The sequence below is a fragment of the Bacillus sp. CPT56D-587-MTF genome, assembly GCF_058792335.1.
On record NZ_JBYTEF010000001.1, the window covers coordinates 3,625,838 to 3,640,788 of the forward strand.

The window sequence follows — 14,951 nt, forward strand, 5'->3', positions numbered from 1 at the left end:
TTCCAGCTTTCTATCAATTAATCTCTTTGTTCATTTTACACAGTACAATCGATATCTCGCAACAACTTACAAATATTCTTTTCATTTCCTAAAAAGGAAAAGTGTAGAGCTTGCTTTCCTCTACACTTTTAAAATAAAACACACTGTGCAAATTGCATTGGCACTACCATCATAATTATATGCTTATTTCATATATTTTTAAAGACTTTTATTACAAACGTGGCGTTTTTTTGTAATAAAAGTCAAAAAAATGTTACAAATAAAACATCTTCCTATCATATATCTTCAAATCAAAGCTTCACTCATTTTCTTGCAAATTTCTATACTGGTACAATTGATTTTGCGACTTTCTCAACAGTTCTTCAAACGTTTTTCCTTCTACTGGATAGCTAGCTGCTCCAAATAAAAGAGTGACACTGAGTAAATCACCTTCTATTTCACTTTCAATATTTTTCATTAATCGTTTTGTTATTGTTGATGTTTCATGACCATTATCAATTGCTACAATAACGTACTTATTTTCATCCCACTTTGTAACAACATCGCCCTTCCGAATTGTCTTTACAATGGTACTCTCTAATTTTTGTACTAACACTCCCAACTTTTTTTCTTGCAACGTGTCTTTTAACCCTTCCCATTCTTTTACAGAAAGAATGTACACTGTAATATTACGAGAATCTCTTTCAGATAAAGCAGCTACTTTCCCAAAAAAATCAACAACAAAATCATTGCTTGCCATTCCTCCTACTTCCATACCCATACGCTCGTTTGTTCTTTTATCGTACCAATGTCCAAAATAATAACTTAGTATCATTTGCAATATATAAATAATAAAGACGGTATAAAATGATCGTGAATCCAGTTTTGCAATTACATCCTGAAGTGCAATCCATTCTGTAACTGCCACAGTATTGCCAAGCAATAATCCACTAATTTTTCCTTTATGTTTCATACTTTCCCCCTTTTATACCAATATATGTTTCTATATCAATAATGTTTTTCTACAAAATAAAAAATGTACATATGCAATGTACATTTCTGCTTAAGCTTGTATACCTTTTCTACTCTATTTCATATATATAATATATAACTTTTATAGAAAGGAGTAATCTATATGCTACAAAAAGAGAATCTATCAGATGCTATGCGTTTGCTAGCTGGTTTTCTATTATCATTAAAATTATTATTTACCTCTTTCGGGATACACTTTATTACAAACGATCAAATCGACGCTATTGTTAATGTTGTTTCATTTTTATTTATTCTATACTTTGGCTACAAAAATAACTATGTAGGAAAAAAAGGAATGGAGCAAAAGAAAATACTCAAAAAACACAACCTTCACTAAAAAAGGAACCTTTTGTACAGGTTCCTTTTTATCATTGACGCACAACAACTTCATTTGTTTGCAGTGGGCCATATGATATCTCTTTATCTTGAAATGTATATGTAGCCTGAAAGAATGTTTGTTTAAGAGCTTTATCTTTATTAGCTTTTATTTTACAACGTAGTTCCACCTTCTCATTCGGTAACAAATCATCAATTCGCCATCTAACAAGCTGGAATAAAAACTCACTTATCCCCTTATCAACTTTTAAAGAATTAGGAATATAAGCAAAGTAATCTCGAATCATATGACTTACAACAACTCTCGAAATCATTTCTACCCCTTTATTTTCCACTTCAATTCTCATAATAAGTATGTCGTTTACATCGTAGGTCAATTCATACGAAAATTGTTCTGTATACATACTACCAATTTGTAATGTAACGGCTACTTGAGGAAATTCGTTTTCGTTTTCCTTTTTCGATCCGTCAATCCACAATACTGGTTGTAGCGGTATTGAATACTTTCCTGTATCCGAAATTCGTCCCCATATTTTCATAATATATATTCACCTCATTTCAGATGTAACATACACACAATGAATTCCCCAAATTCCTAAAGCTTGCTACAAGCAATGTTTAATATTTCTCTTCCTTTTATCCTATTCGACAATATGAAGAAAAAACCATTTTTCATCTATTAACAGAAGGTGTTCTTTATGAAATTTTTTTACAATTTACTTCATTCCCTTCATAGCAATATTCGTATGGCTCACTCGTTCTCTACTCATACGAAAGAATATTTTGACGGAAGAAAAAATTTGCCTTATAGTCAAATTTGACTATAATATTCTTTATGGCATATAAGTGCACTTATGGAAAAGAAATTAACATCAACTATACATTTAAATTTTTTATCCACTGCACTCAAAATTTAATATAGTTTACTTATTTCTAAAGGAGGGTTATATTTGGAAACTCAACCATTAAAAAAAGAAGCCAACAAGACAAAATTTGTTGTTGCTGGTTTACTGCTTGGTATATTAATGGCCGCAATGGATAATACAATCGTTGCAACCGCAATGGCAACAATCGTTGGAGACCTGGGAGGATTTGATAAGTTTGTTTGGGTCACATCAGCTTATATGGTAGCAACCATGGCAGGGATGCCTATCTTCGGGAAACTTTCTGATATGTACGGGCGGAAACGTTTTTATATTGGTGGCCTCATTCTTTTCTTATTCGGTTCTGCGCTCTGCGGAACAGCTTCAAGCATTGAGCAATTAAGTATTTATAGAGCTATTCAAGGGATCGGTGGTGGTGCCCTTATGCCTATCGCCTTCACAATTATGTACGATATCTTCCCACCAGAAAAACGCGGGAAGATGACAGGACTATTCGGTGCTGTTTTCGGGACATCTAGTGTATTCGGTCCTTTATTAGGTGCTTATATTACAGACTATATAAGTTGGCATTGGGTCTTCTATATCAATATTCCATTAGGACTTATCTCCTTTTTCTTCATTACTAAATACTACAGTGAGTCTCTAGAATTTAGAAAACAAAAAATTGATTGGGCTGGTGCTATTACACTTGTCATAAGTATCGTTTGCTTAATGTTCGCATTAGAACTTGGTGGTAAGGAATATGCCTGGAATTCTACTGTAATTATTGGCTTATTTACAACAGTAGTTATTACGCTTATTATTTTCTTCTTTGTAGAACGAAAAGCAACCGAGCCTATTATTTCATTCCATCTATTTAAAAAACCTTTATTCGCAGCTAGTCAAGGAGTTGCCTTTTTCTATGGTGCCGCTTTCATTATCTGTACAGTTTATATTCCAATCTTCATTCAAGGCGTCCTTGGAGGTTCCGCCTCTAATGCTGGATTAATTTTAACACCAATGATGGTTGGTTCTGTAATTGGAAGTCAAACGGGAGGACAATTAGCTTCTCGAACAAGCTATCGTAACATTATGATGGTATCTGGTGTCTTCTTCGTTCTTGGTATTTATTTATTAAGTACTTTAACAATAGACACACCTCGTTTACTCGTAACACTATTTATGATTCTCGCTGGGCTTGGTGTTGGTTTCTCATTCTCAGTATTAAGTATGTCTTCTATTCACAAGTTGGAAATGCGGGACCGTGGTTCGGCGACATCAACAAACTCATTCTTCCGATCACTCGGTATGACTCTTGGTGTAACGATTTTTGGTACAATTCAAAATCATATTTTTACAGATAAACTAAACTCTGTATTCCCCCCTGAACTAGCAAAATTAGCTCCAAAAGGCGGAGACACAAGTTTCTTATTATCACCAGGCGCTACCGCAAAAATTCCTGCTGAAATATTAGCGGGTATTAAGGAAGCTCTCGCTACATCTATTGCGAACACATTCTTCTGGGCACTCATCCCGGCTGTACTAAGTATTATTTGTATTTTACTTATGGGAAATGAACGCCTCTTTACAGGCCCTAAAAAGAAAGAAAAACAAAAGCAAGTTAGTTAATATAAAAAAGAAGCGGCATATCCCTTTATGAAAAAGGATATGCCGTTTATAATATGTATAAAGTTTTTATATACAGGAGTTGAGACAGCATGAGCATGAAATTAGTCATTCTCGGCTTACTACTCGAAGGAGATAAACATCCATATGAAGTGCAGCATATTATGAAAGAACGACAAATGGATTGTTACATTAAATATGCTAAAGGATCACTTTATTACGCCTTCGAGCAATTAGAAAAGCAAGGGGCAATTCATATTACAAATGTAATTAGAGACACAAATCGACCTGACAAAACGATTTTTCATATAACAGAAGAAGGCAAAAAACTATTCCACACTTTACTATTAAAACAATTCGAAGCCAAAAACCAAATATATAAACCTATTTATTCAGCCTTATCTTTCGCTCACTTTAGCAATGATTACGAATTAGTTCCTATTTTAGAAAAAAAGAAAAACGATACTCTTCAATATTTACATACTATGCAAACGATATATGATTGTAATAAAGGAAAGGTTCCACGTGCACAACTATATATTTTGCAAAGTGTAATTGAGCATATTACAGTTGAATTACAATGGCTAAACACCCTCCTTAAAGATGCTATAGCAGGCCAACTTTCAGAAGTTGCTATAGATGAAGATTGAGCTATGAAAGAAGACATCCCTACTTCTTTCATAGCTCAATTTCTCTTTTCATACTGTAATATTATTCGTTACTCCAGAATATAAAAAGTCAGAATACTAAGAAATAAAAACTTTAGAATTTTCTTATTTTAAAACAGTAGACAAAATTCCAAAAATTATGTTAAAATTTGTTTCAATATCATATCGCTTGTTAAATTCCTTTCAAAAGGAAAATAGGTACACGAAAGTTTCGTTTCGTGTTTAAAAGGGAAGCTTGGTGAAACTCCAACACGGTCCCGCCACTGTAAATGCTGAGATTTCTTTTTGGTGCCACTGTGAAAACGGGAAGGTGAAAGAAATTATATGAAGCATAAGTCAGGAGACCTGCCTGTTTTAACAACACTGATAGATTCACGGATGATGATGAGGTGTTAAAACAAAAAGGAAGGCTTATTTTCTATGTCTTTGTACTTTTTGTTATAGGTATTTCCTAGTAAACGGAAATGCTTACTTTCAATTAGGGAGGAATTTAAAATGGCAATTCAAACAAGTAACTTAGGTTATCCACGTATCGGACTACAACGAGAGTGGAAAAAAACATTGGAAGCTTTTTGGTCCAATAAAATCGATGAAGAACAATTTTTAACAACAATGAAAGAAATTCGCCTTCAACACGTAAAAGTACAGCAAGAAAAAGGGATTGAACTCATTCCAATTGGCGACTTTACATATTATGATCACGTTTTGGATACTGCCTATATGCTAGGATTTATTCCATCACGTTTTTCTGAGTTTACATCTTACCTTGATGTATATTTCGCAATGGCGCGTGGCTCTAAAGATCACGTAGCTTCCGAAATGACAAAATGGTTTAACACAAACTATCACTATATCGTTCCTGAATATGAAGAGGGATTACAAATCTCTTTAAAAGATAATCGTCCACTTCGCTTATACGAAGAGGCAAAACAAGAATTAGGAGTAGATGGAAAGCCTGTTATTTTAGGACCATATACTTTCTTAAAATTAGCTAAAGGCTATACACAAGAACAATTTCCTACCATTTTAAAACAGTTAGTTGCACCTTACGTACAACTGCTTTCAGAACTACATGCAGCTGGTGCACCAGCCATTCAAGTTGATGAACCGATTTTCGCTTCTTTAACTAAAAAAGAAGTTCAACAAGCAAAAGAAATTTATGAAGCTATTCGTAAAGAAGTTCCAAATGCGACTCTTCTTTTACAAACATATTTTGATAGCGTAGAAGAAAACTATGAAGAAATTATTACATTCCCGGTATCCGGTATTGGATTAGATTTCATTCATGGTAAAGAAGGTAATCTAAATGCTATTTCAAAATATGGATTCCCAGCTGATAAAACTTTAGCTGTCGGTTGTATAGATGGCCGTAACATTTGGAGAGCTGACCTTGATGAAGTTCTTGAGTTATTTACAACGTTACAAAAACAAGTCCAAACGAAAGATATCATCGTTCAGCCTTCTTGTAGCTTATTGCATACACCAATCGATAAAACAGAAGAAACTCACTTATCGACTGAGCTGTTTGATGCGTTAGCATTTGCAAATCAAAAATTAGAAGAATTAGTTCTTATTCATTCCGCTCTCACTCAAGGTACAGAAAGCATTAGTAATGAGCTGGAAACATATCGAAACGTACATCATACAATTCGTTCATCTGCTGCACGTAACCGAGAAGATGTCAAAGCAGCACGAACAGCACTAAAAGAAGAAGATTTTTCACGTCCTCTTCCATTTGAAAAACGATACGAATTACAACAAGTTGCTCTAGAGTTACCGCTATTACCAACAACGACTATTGGTAGCTTCCCGCAAACAACTGAAGTTCGTCAAACGCGAAAAGAATGGCGTAACGGTGTTATTTCAAATGAACAATATGAACAATTTATTGAAAAAGAGACAGAAAAATGGATTCGTTACCAAGAAGAAATTGGGCTTGATGTCCTTGTACATGGTGAATTTGAAAGAACTGACATGGTCGAATATTTTGGTGAGCGCCTTGCTGGTTTCTCATTCACTAAAAACGGTTGGGTACAATCATACGGTTCCCGCTGCGTAAAACCACCTGTTATTTATGGTGATGTAGCCTTTATTAACGGCATGACTATTAAGGAAACAGTTTATGCGCAAAGCTTAACAGAGAAAGTTGTAAAAGGAATGTTAACCGGACCTGTTACAATTTTAAATTGGTCCTTCGTTCGAAATGATATTCCAAGAAAAGAAGTTTCGTATCAAATTGCACTAGCTCTTCGTCACGAAATTGAACTACTTGAATCTTCCGGAATTAGAGTAATCCAAGTCGATGAGCCCGCACTTCGTGAAGGAATGCCACTAAAAGAAAAAGATTGGGATGCTTATATTACATGGGCAGTACAATCCTTCCTTTTAGCAACTTCTTCTGTAGCAAATGAAACACAAATTCATACTCATATGTGTTACAGTAACTTCGAAGATATTGTTGACGCGATTCGCGCATTAGATGCAGATGTAATTTCTATCGAAACATCAAGAAGTCACGGAGAATTTATTGATACATTAAAACATACAACATATGAAAAAGGCATCGGCCTAGGTGTATATGATATTCATAGCCCACGTGTACCGAGTAAAGATGAAATGTATAAAATCGTAGAACAATCTTTAGAAGTATGTGATCCTAAATATTTCTGGATTAATCCTGATTGTGGTTTAAAAACGAGAAGAACAGAAGAAGTTATTCCAGCTTTAGAACATATGGTGCAAGCAGCGAAAGATGCTCGTTCCCTTTTAAAAACAAACGCATAACAAAAATGGGTTATCCTTTTCTCAGGATAACCCATTTTTTATTCTTTACTTTCAAAAAAGAATTCATATTGTATTTTATATAATTCATCATCCGTTGGCTCTTCAAGAGGAATTGCTTGTAATACAACTGTATACTCACCATTTGGAATAGGTATTTGAAATTTATTAGAAAGAATACTCGTTATAACGATACTTTCATTTTCAACTGTAAAAGGAACCGTAATCGTTCTAACTACTTCTTCTTTTTCAATATGTTTCCCTGGGGTCACTTTCACTTCACAAGTATAATCAGAAAGTGCTTCAAAAATAACAGTTCCATCTGCCTTAGCATAACCTCTTTCAAAATCTTCATCAGTCCAATCTACATAAGGCTGCTCACCGTCATAGTTCATCAACATTAATTGCGAATAAGAAATCGTTAACTCCATAGTTCCCCTTCTCCTTCATTATGAAATATACAACTACTACTTCACTTCAAATTTTACTCGCGTACCATCTGGGTATTTATCTAACTTATTCCCTACCCAAGAACCTGCTCCGCGGTTATCCGCCGGACTTATATATTCAATATGTGCTCCTTTTCCGCCTTCCTTGCACATCGCCATTGGCCATTCATCACGATCATACCCTTTTTTTGATGGATATGGTGCTAACGACAATTTCCTTCTATCTGCAGCACCACCACGATCGATTGTACAAACTTCTGAATGCCCTTCTTTTATAGCATCCGTAATATGTTTTCCTGTCTCTGGATAACGTTCTTTCGGAAATTCTAACACTTGATCATACGTATTCGTTTTCTTTACACTTGTTTCCTCTGGCACAAGTACTTCATAAACTGCTACTAAAATAGACAGAATTGCGATAATTGAAATGATAATACCTTTTAATTGCTTCATGTATACCTCCATGTTTCTACCAGTTTCTTTTCCTCCGTTATTATAACAAACTTCTCCTGTATATGTTTTCAGACATTATTTTAGTTATTCCTTGCCATTCCGCCAAAAATTTTCATTTTTTCACTAATGCTGTAGAAAACTAATAGCCTTCCGACATTCTTTTTCAAAGGAAGTCCTCATAAAAGATTGAAATGATATATACGATACTTTTTGGGGAGGAAATATGATGGAAGCTACCTATAAAACGAAAGATGTCACGAATAAAACAGGCATCCCAAAACATATAGTTCGCAAATATAGTCAACTGTTAGAAGAACATGGTTATATGATTTCCAAAACAGCTGATGCTCGTATTTATAAACTTGATGATTTAAAATTATTGAAATCTATACACGAAAGAGCTGCTACATTACAAGAAGATATTTCAGAAACGATACCGATTATTTTAAAAGAAAAAGAGGCCCCACCTGTACCAGTTATACAAGATAAGCAAGAGATACAAACGAAAGAAAAAGAAGATGGGCGTAACTTTGAGGAGTTCATGTTAAAACTTGAAATGCTAGCTCAATTAAATGAGGCAATTATTCATCAAAATTCTACTTTAATTACACAAAATCGTTTAAAGGATGAGAAACTAGACGAATTGATGCAACAAGTTTATGTAAAAGAAGGCTCTCAAGAAAAAATGCTTCAAGAGTTAGTCGATCACGCCGCTCAAACAGATGCACTGCAAAAAGAAAAGATGGACTTATTAATGAATCATATGTATAAACGAGAATCCAAACAGGAAGAAAAAATGAATAAACTTGTTAGTCAAATGTATAATAAAGACAGTAACCGTGATGCACAGCTTATGCAAGTTATTCGAGAAATTCAAGAAACAAAAAGAATGGTTGCTGCCTCAAAAGAGCAAAGCTTCTTTCAATCATTTAAAAGTTTATTTAGCCGAGCAAAACAAGAAAAAACAAATGAATAAACAATATAAAATAAAAAGTTACCTTTCATCGGTAACTTTTATTCCTTATTTTGTACAGCTGGTAATATAATAATTGCTTCAGTGCCTTTTCCACTTTCACTCTTATATTCCAATGTACCATTATGCGCTTGTAAAATACTAAATGTTACCATAAGTCCTAATCCTGTCCCTTTTTCTTTTAAAGAATAATATGGTTGCCCAAGCCTTGCTAACTGTTCATTCGTCATACCAACACCACTATCTTTAACTCTTATTATGATTGTTTCGTCTTTTTGAATAGCTGTTACTTTTAAATATCCTTTATTTCCTTGAATTGCTTCAATACCATTTTTAACAACATTCATAATAGCTTGCTTCAATTTTGTCTTATCACCAATCGTATAAAGACTTTCTGAAATTTCAACTTGTAAATATACACCTTGCATCGCTGCAAATGACGACATGAGAGTGGTCATTTCTATTAATTGGGCTGATAAACAAATGTGTTCTTTTTTCTCAATTTGCGGCCTTGCTAAATTTAAGTAATCTGAAATAATTTGTTCCGCCCGATCCAATTCAGCTAATACGAGACGCATATAATCCTTATTCTTCACATCTTCCGTACTTTCTAGCAATTGGATAAATCCACGAACAACAGTTAGTGGATTTCGAACTTCATGTGCCACACTTGCTGCTAACTCACTTACAATATTAAGCTTTTCTGATTTTTGCATCTCTGTACGTAGCAATGCATTTTCGTTTAAATATTCAGTTAAATACACCTGAAATACCATTGTCATGACCATGATAAGCGAGGCAAATATAAATCCGCTATATATTTGCGAAATATACGGTGTAAATCCTGTTTCCAAAAGAACATTAATCATGCCTAATACTAAAGAAACAAGCACATAAAATGATGAAATCATAAATGCTAAAATTAATTTCTTATCCCTTGAAAAAAGAGACCATTTCTTTGATAAAAATAGCGGAACTATCAATAAAAATATTACTTCTAAAACTGGAAGAAAGCTCATTCCCTTTAGTAACCATTCATATGCAACAAAAATAACCGCTGGGATTAAACCAACAATCCCACCATATAAAAAACCACTGACAATTGGAATGGGGTGAAAGTTATACCCACACACATTGCCAAAACAAATAGAGTATGTCATGGAGAGAACGAGCGTAACGCTAGATAAAAACATAATAAAGTAACGATTTGGCTTCGGAGGCATTTCTTGATAGCGATTTAAACGAATCGCTTCATATAAAAATAGTGGCAAAATTATGATGGCAATTTGAATCAATAAATCACGGATAAGCTCCATAACCTCTCATCCCCTATATGTATTTTGATATGATTATATCATTTTATAGGTGTATTTGTTTTAAAATTTTGATTTTTCTTAACATATTTGTTAATTCTTTGTTAACAACTCATAATAATTGTTACAGATTTTCGAAATGATTGTAAACCCTGTACCAAATTTCCTTCGTGCAGTATACAATGAATACGGATTACAAAGAAAATATAAAAATACTTTTTTAGACGGACAACTATAGCAAAATACAGCATATAATCCATACTATCTATGTTTACAAATAAGTGATCATTACTTTAGTAGGAGGAAGATAAATATGGCGGGTACTACGCTTGTTTTAAAAGAAGAAAATTTGGTTGTTCTAGAAAATGTTGAAAAATCAGTATATGAAGAGTTACAGCATAAAGCGGGAGATGAAAACTGCACATGTGCTGTGAACCAATCAGTCGTTCACCTTGGCAAGGTATCCTCTGTACTCTGGAATGAAGATGAAATAGATTGGGAATACGGATATTAAAAAGTCGCTTATAGCGGCTTTTTTTCTCTTTTCTCTCTCTTTCTAAATAACATATACAAAGCGTAATCATAGAAAATATGATAAAATGAACTTAATTTTCAAACGGAAGAAAGGGAGATACAATGGAACAATTCATTAACCCTAGAGTGAAGGACATCCAAATTTCTGGAATCCGTCAATTCTCTAACATGATTCAAAACTATGATAATTTGATTTCTTTAACAATTGGACAACCCGATTTCCCTACACCTTCTCTCGTAAAAGAAGCGGCAAAACGGGCGATTACAGAAAACTATACAAGCTATACACATAACGCTGGTTTACTAGAATTACGTAAGGCAGCTTGTAACTTTGTAAAAGATAACTACGATTTACATTACTCACCTGAAAACGAAACCATCGTTACAATCGGTGCTAGCGAAGCAATTGATGTTGCATTCCGAACGATTTTAGAGCCAGGAACAGCAGTAATTTTACCTGCTCCTATTTATCCAGGTTACGAACCCATTATTCGATTATGCGGTGCAACGCCTGTTTTTGTAGATGTTCGTGAAACTGGATTTCGTTTAACAGCTGAAGCGCTTAAAAATGCTATTACAGAAAAAACAAGATGTATCGTACTACCGTATCCTTCTAATCCAACTGGTGTAACTTTATCAACAGAAGAGCTAAAAGATATTGTAGATGTTTTAAAAGATAAAAATATTTTCGTCCTTTCAGATGAAATTTATAGCGAGCTTGTATATGAACAAAAGCATACATCTATCGCTCATTTCCCAGAAATGCGTGAAAAGACAATTGTCATTAACGGTTTATCTAAATCACATTCTATGACTGGCTGGCGTGTTGGACTTTTATTTGCACCAAGCTATTTAGCAGGACACATATTAAAAGTTCATCAATACAATGTAACGTGTGCTACTTCAATCGCTCAATACGCTGCAATTGAAGCATTAACAGCAGCTAAAGACGCACCAAAAATGATGCGCCACCAATATAAAAAACGCCGTGATTACGTATATAATAGACTCACTCAAATGGGATTAACAGTTGAAAAGCCAACAGGTGCATTTTACTTATTCCCATATGTTGGTCATTTGACATCTTCATCATTTGATTTTGCACTTGATCTTGTCAAAGAAGCGGGACTAGCTGTAGTTCCTGGAACAGCATTCTCTGAATACGGTGAAGGCTACCTTCGCTTGTCCTATGCGTATAGTATCGAAACTTTAAAAGAAGGCTGCGACCGATTAGAAGCCTTTCTAATGAAAAAAGCTAAGAGTTAAACTCTTAGCTTTTTTCAGAGTGTTGGGAAACCCTTTAGGGTTCCCAACACTCTGGAATCTTTTTTGATTTTAGCGAATAAAAACAACATAAAATAATAGAATTTTAAAAAATAGCCCTCCACCTGACCCTTTTTGGTCAGGTGGAGGGCTATTTTTTTCATGTTTTGACAAGCTGCGGTGAGATAAGCTTGCATTTGGACAGACTTCAGCCCTCGAAACCGGGCATAGCGGTAGCCATGTAGTTCTTTGGCGTCTGCAAAGCTTCGCTCTATAGTGGAACAGCGTACTTTATACAACCTTTTCCCTGTAGCTGTTAGCTTGTTTTTTCTAGCAATATCCTTATATTTCTCCCACACATGATGAGTGATAACTTTTTGTTTTTGTTTCTTTGAAAAGCACACCTCACGTAACGGACAAACAGCGCAGTCTTCTGGATTCGATTTGTATTGACGGTATCCTTCACGATCAGTTGTTACATATTCTAGAATACATCCCATCGGACAAGCGAAAACATTCATTTCTTCTACATATTTAAATTGGCTTTTCGGTACTTCTTTATTCCGTTTTCCAAATCGGCGATACCCCATCACCATAAATATATTCCGTTCTGATAGTTTCTTACAGATATATCCTGTAAAATAGCCAGCATCAAGGGCAACAGCTTCTACTTTGAAGTCGAATTTATCAATCTGAGCTTGGAGGCGTGCTAAATACGGCTCGGAATCTGCCATATTTCCAGCCGTTACATAGGTATCTGTAATAATATTGTACTTCGCATCAGTCGTACGATGATCCAAGAAATGAAAACCATTTGGTTTTCCATCTCTCATTAAAAATCCACTATCTGGATCCGTTGTACTTATACGAGTTTTTTTGGTAGGGGTATCACTTTCCTTTCTAGGTTTTAATTCTTTTTTCCATGTACCTCACGATCTTCGATTACCGCAGCTTCTAGCTCGTCTATATAAAACTTTGCTTTTTCTTTTTTATATTTATGTACAAATTTATTTTTATTGGCATTGGCCTTAATATGTGTAGAATCTGTCATCAGTGCACGTCCTCCTACCATCCGGTGCTCCGTCGCTTGTCTCACAATCTCATCAAAAATTTCTTCGAAAATATTTGTATGAATAAAACGAGTACGACGATTCCAACTGATTGTAGAGTGATCCGGAATAGTATCCGATAGAGAAAACCCTAAAAACCAACGGTAGGCAATATTCGTTTTAATTTCCTTTTCCAATTGACGCTCAGAACGAATACCGTAAAAATATCCAATAAACATCATCTTAAATAAAACAATAGGATGAATGGACGGGCGTCCATTGTTTTCACAGTAATAAGGGCGTAACTTCTCTTCAATAAAATCAAAACTAATTGTCGCTTCAATTGCACGAAGGAAATGATCTTGTGGAACCAACTCTTCTACAGAAACAGATACACGCTCATCACGATGATTTTTTAAAGCACCCATCATAAAAAATCTCTCCTTTTCCTCTTTTTTATCAGTGTTGACACATAAAAAGAGGTTCAGACACAAAAACAGGCTGTGGAGAAGACTTTCTCCACAGCCTGAAAAAAGCTAAGAGTTAAACTCTTAGCTTTTTTATGCATAATGATCACAAGTTTGACGTTTTAGTAATTTATGAGGAATAATGATACACTTTGCAGTGGATTCTGCATTCTCTACTTTATCAACTAAAGCTTTTGCCGCCTCATATCCTAGCTGATAAATATTCACATCAACTGTCGAAAGTGGAGGGCTCGCAATTTCCGATAATAAAGCATTATTAAAGCTTACAATAGAAACATCTTTCGGTACAACAAATCCTTTTTTAGAAAGAGCACTTAACACACCAAGTCCAATTAAGTCATCCGTTGCCATAATTGCCGTTGGCGGTTGCTGCAGTCCCATTAATTCCTCAACAGCTTGTTGACCACTTTCCCTCGAAAAATCAAAATGTAAAATATATTCTTTTGGTAATACAATGTCTGCTAATTTCAAGGCATCACTCATACCAGCTAAACGATCTCTCGTTACAAGTAAATCTGATCCACCACCAATGAACGCGATTTGTTTATGCCCTAATGAAATTAAATATTCTGCCACTTCTCTTGCAGCTGTATAATTGTCATTATCTACATATGTAATTTCATCTTTTCGATCATATGGTTTTCCTATTAAAACAAACGGGAAATTTTGTTCATGTAAATATTGAATAATCCGATCATTCTCCCTTGAATATAAAAGAATAATGCCACCAATTTGGCGTCCTTGTACCATCTTTACGACACCATTAAAAATTTCTTCTTCCGTTTCACCTGTCGACATGTAAAGCGCATAACCTTCTACGTGTGCAAATGAACTAATCCCTCTTATAACTTCTGGGAAAAATGGATTTTGAAAAGCTTTACTTGCAGAACTTGGCATAACAAGACCAAGTGTTTTCGTCGTTTGGTTCGCAAGATTTCTCGCATTTAAATTGGGATGATACCCTAATTCACTCATCACTTTCCTAACACGGCGCTTTGTCTTTTCACTTATACTTGGATTATCAGCAATTACACGAGAAACTGTTGATGGTGCAACATTCGCTTGCTTCGCCACATCTTTAATTGTAACTGTCATAAAAATCCCCCTCCTCTCATTTCTCTGCCATTTTTCATATATTTTATCT

Annotated in this window: 13 protein-coding genes, 1 pseudogene and 1 riboswitch; of the genes and pseudogenes, 7 read left to right on the forward strand and 7 right to left on the reverse strand. The window is 34.7% G+C overall.

From position 1 onward, the window contains the following. Positions 1 to 298: 298 nt before the first annotated feature. On the reverse strand, positions 299 to 952 hold the full coding sequence (locus AC3WVZ_RS18560) for a diguanylate cyclase domain-containing protein (protein ID WP_000680820.1): 654 nt from the start codon (positions 950 to 952) through the stop codon (positions 299 to 301). Positions 953 to 1,114: 162 nt separating this feature from the next. On the opposite strand from AC3WVZ_RS18560, the gene AC3WVZ_RS18565 reads away from it, so the two are divergent. Continuing rightward, entirely contained in the window at positions 1,115 to 1,348 is a 234-nt protein-coding gene (locus tag AC3WVZ_RS18565; RefSeq protein ID WP_000939448.1) for an SPP1 phage holin family protein, read from the forward strand. Between the two features lie 31 nt (positions 1,349 to 1,379). Here AC3WVZ_RS18565 and AC3WVZ_RS18570 read toward each other — a convergent pair whose 3' ends face one another. Then, a complete protein-coding gene (locus AC3WVZ_RS18570; RefSeq protein ID WP_079004393.1) occupies positions 1,380 to 1,886 on the reverse strand; it encodes a hypothetical protein in 507 nt (168 codons plus the stop codon). Positions 1,887 to 2,297: 411 nt separating this feature from the next. Between AC3WVZ_RS18570 and AC3WVZ_RS18575 the strand changes: the two genes are divergently transcribed. The 3 genes from AC3WVZ_RS18575 to metE all read left to right on the forward strand — a co-directional run bounded on the left by AC3WVZ_RS18575 (position 2,298) and on the right by metE (position 7,288). After that, positions 2,298 to 3,839, forward strand: a complete 1,542-nt coding sequence (locus tag AC3WVZ_RS18575) for an MDR family MFS transporter (protein ID WP_000449910.1) — start codon at positions 2,298 to 2,300, stop codon at positions 3,837 to 3,839. 89 nt (positions 3,840 to 3,928) lie between these two features. After that, on the forward strand, positions 3,929 to 4,486 hold the full coding sequence (locus AC3WVZ_RS18580) for a PadR family transcriptional regulator (RefSeq protein WP_139846722.1): 558 nt from the start codon (positions 3,929 to 3,931) through the stop codon (positions 4,484 to 4,486). A 197-nt stretch (positions 4,487 to 4,683) separates the two neighbouring features. After that, positions 4,684 to 4,871: riboswitch (cobalamin riboswitch) on the forward strand. A 128-nt stretch (positions 4,872 to 4,999) separates the two neighbouring features. Continuing rightward, complete coding sequence (gene metE / locus AC3WVZ_RS18585) at positions 5,000 to 7,288, forward strand: 5-methyltetrahydropteroyltriglutamate--homocysteine S-methyltransferase (RefSeq protein ID WP_001007608.1); 2,289 nt, start codon at positions 5,000 to 5,002, stop codon at positions 7,286 to 7,288. A gap of 38 nt (positions 7,289 to 7,326) precedes the next feature. Here the strand turns inward: metE and comJ are convergent, their stop codons facing one another. Further along, on the reverse strand, positions 7,327 to 7,716 hold the full coding sequence (comJ, locus tag AC3WVZ_RS18590; RefSeq protein WP_000424030.1) for a competence protein ComJ: 390 nt from the start codon (positions 7,714 to 7,716) through the stop codon (positions 7,327 to 7,329). A 36-nt stretch (positions 7,717 to 7,752) separates the two neighbouring features. Beyond that, positions 7,753 to 8,187, reverse strand: coding sequence for a DNA-entry nuclease (nucA, locus tag AC3WVZ_RS18595; protein WP_000811494.1), 435 nt, complete (start codon positions 8,185 to 8,187; stop codon positions 7,753 to 7,755). A gap of 226 nt (positions 8,188 to 8,413) precedes the next feature. On the opposite strand from nucA, the gene AC3WVZ_RS18600 reads away from it, so the two are divergent. Continuing rightward, entirely contained in the window at positions 8,414 to 9,163 is a 750-nt protein-coding gene (locus AC3WVZ_RS18600; protein ID WP_233936591.1) for a DUF3967 domain-containing protein, read from the forward strand. A 38-nt stretch (positions 9,164 to 9,201) separates the two neighbouring features. Here the strand turns inward: AC3WVZ_RS18600 and kinB are convergent, their stop codons facing one another. Continuing rightward, complete coding sequence (gene kinB / locus AC3WVZ_RS18605; RefSeq protein WP_000420370.1) at positions 9,202 to 10,476, reverse strand: sporulation sensor histidine kinase KinB; 1,275 nt, start codon at positions 10,474 to 10,476, stop codon at positions 9,202 to 9,204. Between the two features lie 310 nt (positions 10,477 to 10,786). Here kinB and AC3WVZ_RS18610 point away from each other — a divergent pair, with 310 nt between their 5' ends. Beyond that, positions 10,787 to 10,987 (forward strand): hypothetical protein, encoded by a 201-nt coding sequence (locus tag AC3WVZ_RS18610; protein WP_000929278.1) that lies wholly within the window; start codon positions 10,787 to 10,789, stop codon positions 10,985 to 10,987. A 122-nt stretch (positions 10,988 to 11,109) separates the two neighbouring features. Continuing rightward, entirely contained in the window at positions 11,110 to 12,273 is a 1,164-nt protein-coding gene (locus AC3WVZ_RS18615) for an aminotransferase A (protein WP_233935245.1), read from the forward strand. Between the two features lie 107 nt (positions 12,274 to 12,380). Here the strand turns inward: AC3WVZ_RS18615 and AC3WVZ_RS18620 are convergent. Beyond that, positions 12,381 to 13,750 (reverse strand): annotated as a pseudogene (locus AC3WVZ_RS18620) (IS1182-like element ISBth7 family transposase); the annotation flags it as partial. A gap of 129 nt (positions 13,751 to 13,879) precedes the next feature. Next, positions 13,880 to 14,902, reverse strand: a complete 1,023-nt coding sequence (malR, locus tag AC3WVZ_RS18625; protein WP_000219053.1) for a maltose operon transcriptional repressor MalR — start codon at positions 14,900 to 14,902, stop codon at positions 13,880 to 13,882. Positions 14,903 to 14,951 lie beyond the last annotated feature (49 nt).

Coding starts and splice junctions, on each gene's coding strand:
- AC3WVZ_RS18570 (WP_079004393.1), bottom strand. CDS start 1,886: ATGAAAATATGGGGACGAATTTCGGATACAGGAAAGTATTCAATACCG.
- AC3WVZ_RS18615 (WP_233935245.1), top strand. CDS start 11,110: ATGGAACAATTCATTAACCCTAGAGTGAAGGACATCCAAATTTCTGGA.
- metE (WP_001007608.1), top strand. CDS start 5,000: ATGGCAATTCAAACAAGTAACTTAGGTTATCCACGTATCGGACTACAA.
- kinB (WP_000420370.1), bottom strand. CDS start 10,476: ATGGAGCTTATCCGTGATTTATTGATTCAAATTGCCATCATAATTTTG.
- AC3WVZ_RS18580 (WP_139846722.1), top strand. CDS start 3,929: ATGAGCATGAAATTAGTCATTCTCGGCTTACTACTCGAAGGAGATAAA.
- comJ (WP_000424030.1), bottom strand. CDS start 7,716: ATGGAGTTAACGATTTCTTATTCGCAATTAATGTTGATGAACTATGAC.
- AC3WVZ_RS18610 (WP_000929278.1), top strand. CDS start 10,787: ATGGCGGGTACTACGCTTGTTTTAAAAGAAGAAAATTTGGTTGTTCTA.
- AC3WVZ_RS18560 (WP_000680820.1), bottom strand. CDS start 952: ATGAAACATAAAGGAAAAATTAGTGGATTATTGCTTGGCAATACTGTG.
- nucA (WP_000811494.1), bottom strand. CDS start 8,187: ATGAAGCAATTAAAAGGTATTATCATTTCAATTATCGCAATTCTGTCT.
- malR (WP_000219053.1), bottom strand. CDS start 14,902: ATGACAGTTACAATTAAAGATGTGGCGAAGCAAGCGAATGTTGCACCA.
- AC3WVZ_RS18600 (WP_233936591.1), top strand. CDS start 8,414: ATGGAAGCTACCTATAAAACGAAAGATGTCACGAATAAAACAGGCATC.
- AC3WVZ_RS18565 (WP_000939448.1), top strand. CDS start 1,115: ATGCTACAAAAAGAGAATCTATCAGATGCTATGCGTTTGCTAGCTGGT.